At 44.4% G+C, this 6,204-nt stretch carries 4 protein-coding genes; all 4 read left to right on the forward strand.

The window, feature by feature from the left end:
* Positions 1–141 precede the first annotated feature (141 nt).
* The 4 genes from B3Y13_RS08360 (at position 142) to B3Y13_RS08375 (ending at position 5,894) form a co-directional block, all read left to right on the forward strand.
* Positions 142–1,146, forward strand: coding sequence for a hypothetical protein (locus B3Y13_RS08360; protein ID WP_296666898.1), 1,005 nt, complete (start codon positions 142–144; stop codon positions 1,144–1,146).
* A gap of 23 nt (positions 1,147–1,169) precedes the next feature.
* Positions 1,170–2,063 (forward strand): hypothetical protein, encoded by an 894-nt coding sequence (locus B3Y13_RS08365; RefSeq protein WP_296666897.1) that lies wholly within the window; start codon positions 1,170–1,172, stop codon positions 2,061–2,063.
* A 181-nt stretch (positions 2,064–2,244) separates the two neighbouring features.
* Positions 2,245–4,764 (forward strand): SUMF1/EgtB/PvdO family nonheme iron enzyme, encoded by a 2,520-nt coding sequence (locus B3Y13_RS08370; RefSeq protein ID WP_296693929.1) that lies wholly within the window; start codon positions 2,245–2,247, stop codon positions 4,762–4,764.
* 167 nt (positions 4,765–4,931) lie between these two features.
* A complete protein-coding gene (locus tag B3Y13_RS08375) occupies positions 4,932–5,894 on the forward strand; it encodes an MBL fold metallo-hydrolase RNA specificity domain-containing protein (protein WP_296693930.1) in 963 nt (320 codons plus the stop codon).
* Positions 5,895–6,204: the final 310 nt, after the last annotated feature.

Below are 6,204 nucleotides of genomic sequence, written 5' to 3' on the forward strand. Positions count from 1 at the left end.
TTGCTCGATTGCTCGATTGCTGCAGGCGTACTCTCTTCCAAATGTAAATTCTCATACCCCATCTATAAAAATCCTTATAAAGGCGGAATTTGCGTGCCTGTGCGTGCGGAATCCGCCTTTTTTGTCTCTGGAGAAAATCACATGAAAAAATCTTTCCTCATTTTGACGGCGGTATTTTGCTGTCTTTTGCCGCTTTTTGCAAAAAAAGCGGCGATGCCGCAATGGGTTCAGAACTACAGGACTGTATATCCGAATTCTGAATATCTTGCCCAGCGCGGAAGCGGCGATACAGCCGAAAAAGCAAGGACTGATGCAACCGCCGCGCTCTCGCGCTACTTCAAGACAAGCGTGAACGCGAATCTTTCAACGACAATGACTTCCGTTACAGCGGCAAATTCTGCGGAGGAGAAAACTCTTGTTGTGGACGACGTGAATGTTCAGTCCGAGGTGGAGCTTTTTGCTCTTGAGTACACCGAGCCTTTCTACTACAAGGCGGAAAAAAAGTGGTACTGCGTGGTCTACATGAACCGCAATGACGCATGGCAGCAGTACAAGCCTCAGATTGAAATCAAAAAGAACAGCTTTAACGGTCTCTACAAAAATCTTGAAAATGAGCCGGACTATTTTTCCAAAGCCGGAATGTGCGGCAAGGTGTGGCAGAGCGCAACGGAACTTCTGGAAAAACTTGAGTACGGCAGAATCATAAATCCAAAGGAAGAGGCGGCTTATCAGGACGAGCGCGACAAAATCTCTCATGTTCCGGTGATTTTTGAGGAAAGCAGGCAGAACTGTTCTATATATATTCAGACGCAAAACGACTATAGCCGCCTTGCGGAAAGCGCAGTCTCCTCCGTATTTACAGACTGCGGGCTTAAAGTCTCCAAAAATATTGAGCAGGCAAACTACATTGCGGAAGTCCTCGTAGAGCTGAATGTGTCGGGAAGCGAGCCTGTATCTATAAAACCCGGACTGGAGCTGAAAATCCAGAACAAAGAGGAAAAAACGGTTTATTCGTGCGAGGTCCAGGCGGCGGAAAAGTCTGTCGCATATTCGCTTGAAAACGCCCAGAAAAAGGCGTTTCCAAAACTTTCAAAGGAAACTGAGGAAGCTGTAAAAAAAGATTTGAGCGGCTTTCTTGAGTTATAGAATTTTTCATCTGGAGGAAAAAAATGAAAAAGGTGATTTTTGTATGCGTGGCGGCCGCGCTCGCTCTTGGAATGTCGGGCTGCGGGAGCACCAAGGTTGCACTGGATTCGTCGCTCAATGTTAATGTTGACAACGATGTTGACGACGATGTTGACAAGGTTGTGGTTGTTGACTGGACGGACAGGACTTTAGGCGAAGCGCAGGCTCCGCAGTGGCTCAAGAACATGAGGCGCGGAAACTCAGACACGTTCAAACAGCAGTGGGGAACAGATGCAAACCGCGTTGTAAAGGTGAGCATGGCGACAGGAAAAACAGAGGCGGCAGCCCAGGCTTTGAGCCGCGCGGGATTTGCCTACACTCAGGCGGCGGAGCTTAGCCAGAAGGTAATCGGACGCGTTGGCCAGGGTCTGAACGACGTGGGGCAGCTTGAGGCGGTTTATGTTGCTGCAAGCGAGACAAAGGCGGACATGACAGGACTCCGCGAGGAGACAGGATTCTTCCAGAAAGTGCGCACAACAAGGGCTGGAACAAAAGATCAGAGCGAGCAGTACATCTACTACACAGTTTATTCAATGGACAAAGGCACTTGGGACAACCTCTGCAAGAAGTATCTTATGGACGTTATGGGCGGCGCAGACTTGACTACCGATACACAGAAGAAAGTGGGCGCTCTCTTCAGCGAGATGAAGGCAGACGCGGACAAGAAGGACGCCGCAAAACAGGCAGAAGAGGAGGCTCTTTACAAGGCGCAGATGGCGCGTCTTGAGGCGGAGCGCGCAAAAGCAAACGCCGATGCTGCGGCAAGCAACGCCGAGACAGCAAAGACAGCGTTAAAGGCAAAAGAAATGGACGCACAGGAAGCGCAGACGAAGGCATCAACAGAAGAAGCTGCGAGACTGGCGGACTATCTAATGTAAAGAATAAAACCTGTTTGGCTCTCTTTAACCTTTAGTTATGCAAAAGATTAGAGAGAGTCTTTAAAAATATCTTACAAGAAGAAAAGCTAACTTTGAGTATAATTTATAAGCCAAAAGATAACACTGTTGAATATTTTATCTGTAAATTTTTAGAAAATGAAAGTATCAAGGAAAATTCTAAATGAAAAAAATAGTATTTTTATTAGTGATTGTTTTTATACTATCTCTTAATTCTTGCGAAACGACAGAAAGTGTTTCTATAAACAATAATAAAATAGAACAAAATGCTAAAATAGAAAATAATGCTAAAATAGAACAAAATGCTAAAATAGAAAATAATGCTAAAAAAGAAAATAAATTTCAAAAAAACTCCGTTCAGGTTGTGAATCAGGAAGTTGTAAACCTTGCCGGTTCAGAGGCGGCGTGGCTTCCGGGACAGATTCAGGACAAATTAAAGAGCAACCTGCAGGAATTTCTTGGAATGAAAACTGTGGTTGACTCAAAGTCCGAGGCGGCATTAAAAAAACTCCAGGCGGAAAGCGAAAGCAATGCCCGCGATGAGTCCACCGCAATCGAGCTTGGAAAAATTACAACCGCAAAATACGCGCTCTTTACAAAAATTCGCAAGACAGGCAACGGATATGTAATCAGCGTGGATTTTACCGACCTTACAACTGGCGAGCAGATGGCAAGCGCAACAAGCAAGGAATATTCAAAGGCCGAATACCTTTACGGCTCAACTGGCGCAATAGACGAGCTAACCCTTACGCTTGGCGAAAAACTTGGCATTCAGATAAGCGACCTGAACAAGAATCTTCTTGCGAGCGGCTCTTCAAACTTTAGCGTTGACGACCAGCTTGCCCTTGCAAAGCAGAATGAGGCTCAGTTCCAGAAGATGATGAACGAGTACGATGCTGAGCTTTCCAAGCTTATGACAAGCAACGACATAAACGCCATCCAGAACAAGAACCGCATCGAGGCGGAAAAAGCCCTGCTTAAAGAAAAACAAAATGCGGAAAAAAAACGACAGGAAGAACTGAAGGCACAAAAGGCACGTGCCGACGCGGACTCAAAACTTGAGGCGGAACGAAGCATTGCCCTAAAGACACAGCGCGACAAGCTTGCAAAAGATGCCGCGGCAAAAGCAGCCGAGGTGCGCAAGCTAAAGACAGAAAAGCAGGGAGTGCTCGGCCTTATAAGCATGCTTGAAAGCAAGAAGAAGGCGCTCGTGGAGATACGGCAGGGTGTGGAAGCGCGCAGCGTGGAACTTTACACGCAGATGAAAGATGACGAGACAGAGCAGGCCTTAAAAATTCTTGAGGCAAACTGGGCGAGCGTCGAGATGAAGGACGGAAAACCCACCGAGGCCGCAAAGCAGCGCAGGGCGAACAAGGTGCTTTCAAACAACGATGCTCTTCTTGCAAAGTTCCTTGCCGACTGCGAGAGCGTAAAGCAGTCTACAATGGCGCAGCAGAACGCGCTTTTGCAGAGCATTGACGCGGACTACAAGACGCTTGCCGCAGTAAAGACTGTGAGCAGCATGGGAGGCGAGCTTAAGGTGGGCTACGGAACCTACGACGGCGACAAGTGCGGCTGGAACGCCTACCTCTCGCTGTATTCGGACGGAATCCTGCTCTTCCAGGACACGTTCATTGTAAAGTACGAGACACTCACAGGAAAGGCAGCCCCTGACATGGCAACGGCGAGCGACGCGCAGCTTGAAGAGTACATAAGCAACACCGACATGTACACGTCTCTTCTGGTGCGCGGAGACCCTATTTTGTACTTTGAGCTTGACTACAACGCCATAGCCGCCGCAAAGGACAAGCCCAGCACCTATACATTCTACTTTACAAAGCTGCGCGCAATAAACACCGTGAGCGGCAAAGTTGTGCAGACAAGCACGCTCAACGAGGAGCTTGTGCGCGAGATGAAGCCAGTGCAGGATTTGCGCGAGATACAGGGCGTTGTGGCGGAAGAGAAAGAGAAAGACAGAATAATCAAGGAATTGAAGAGTAAGGGAAAAGAAAGGGGACAGGCTGAAAGACTGGTTGGAGATGATTTTTGGATGGCTTGTTATTATTTAGCAGCGGACTGTAAAAAACGCAGCGGCATTGATTTTGCCATTATTCCAGGACAAGATTTTGTAATGTCAAAGACAGAGATAACGCAGGCTGTGTACAAGGCTGTTATGGGGAAAAATCTGAGCCGCTTCACAGGCGACAGCTTGCCTGTGGAAAAAGTGAGCTGGTATGACGCTGTTGAGTTCTGCAACAAACTGAGCAAGAAAGCCGGGCTTGAGCCGGCCTATTCTATAAATGAAGATAATGTTGAATGTAACAGAAACGCCGACGGCTACCGCCTGCCCACAGTGGAAGAGTGGCGGTATGCGGCAATGGGCGGAGAGAACTATAAGTACAGTGGCAGCAACAATCTTGACGAAGTAGGCTGGTATGACGGCAACAGCGGAAGTAAGACACATCCTGTTGCGCAGAAGAAGCCGAACGGCTACGGCTTGTATGACATGAGCGGAAACGTGTTGGAATGGTGCTGGGATTCCAGAGGCAGCTATCGCTATAGCTGCGGCGGGAGCTGGAGCTTCAGCGCCGCGGGCTGCGAGGTGGGCCGCGAGATCTGCGGCGGCGCCCGCGGCAGGGACGACGCCCTTGGCTTCCGCATTGTCCGCTCAACAGGCAAGTAATAGTCGAACTGCGGCGGTGTAGAGCCGGCGCAATGAGGCGTTAAGCCGAATGGAGCGGGTGCTGTTGTAAAAAAAATACAGATTCCCGCATCGAGTGCGGGAATGACACTTGGATATGTGCGGCAGGACACAGAGAGAGAAAAATCTGGGTATTTTGGAAAAATAATATGAAAGAAAAAGACGATAAAATAGGTATTCTTTTTGGAGCTGGCGCGGAAGTTTGTTTTGGCATGCCAACAGGAAGCGACTTTGCAATGATGATATTCTCTCCAGAAGAGAAAATTATAGAACAGGCAAAAAAGGATTTTAAAAAGTATTATGACGAGGATGAAAAAAAATTCAAACCCTTTGGGGTAAATGAATACAATCTGGTGCTGAAATCGATAATTGAAAATCATATCGACAAACTTCCTTATTTTAATGATGAGGATGAAAATAAACTTAAAATGTACATTGATAGTAGAAACAGTTTTAAGGAATCAAAAGAATTAAATGAAAATGATGAATCATCAATAATAATATCTGCAAGTGGGATGTGTGAAGTAGGAAGAATAAAACATCACCTAAAACATAATATATGGAATCCAAAAAATACTATATTATTTGTAGGGTATCAAGCACCAGGAACACTAGGAAGAAAAATAGTAGATGGAGCAAAAACAGTAAAAATATTTGGAGAAGATATAGCTGTAAATGCTAGAGTTGAATATATAGAGGGATATTCAGGTCATGCAGATCAAGAAGGACTTTTAAATTTTATATATTCATTTATAAAAAAACCGCAACATATATTTTTAGTTCATGGAGAACCAGAAGGCCAGAAAGTATTAAAGCAAAAAATAGTAGAAACAACAAATCTACCAGTAACGATTCCATCATTTGGCGAAAAATATGACTTAAATGAAACAATAAAAATGATAGATAAAATAGACCCTCAACATAACCAAAGATACTTAAGACTACAAGTATTAGATAGAATGGAAACATTAAAAGAAGAACTAGAAGACATGGAAGCAATGGTAAAAGAAGACTTACTTGATGAAGAAACAAATGATGCTGAGGTTGAAAAATTAAATCAAAAAATTAAAGAATTAGAACAACAAATTGTGAAAATAGTTTCTATGGGGTAGTATTGGGGACGTTTATTATTGGACATTTTTGTCCTAGTTGGGACACATTTGATATATTGAAAGAGCATAATAAGACAATTATTATGCTTTTTTCTATTGGGGACGTTTATTATTGGACATTTATGTCCTAGTTGGGACATATTTGGTATATTGGAGATATATAATGGAAAAATAATAATTTGTTACAATATGCTTTTATGTAAACATTGTAATATATGCATATAGTATAGTAGGTATTTCTAATTGGAATAGTTGATCATAAATTTACGATTTTTTATGTAAAGATTTGAAAAAAAATTTAAAAAAATTT

Source organism: Treponema sp. UBA7567 (assembly GCF_002476655.1).
In the GTDB taxonomy this organism is placed as follows: Bacteria; Spirochaetota; Spirochaetia; order Treponematales; family Treponemataceae; genus Treponema_D.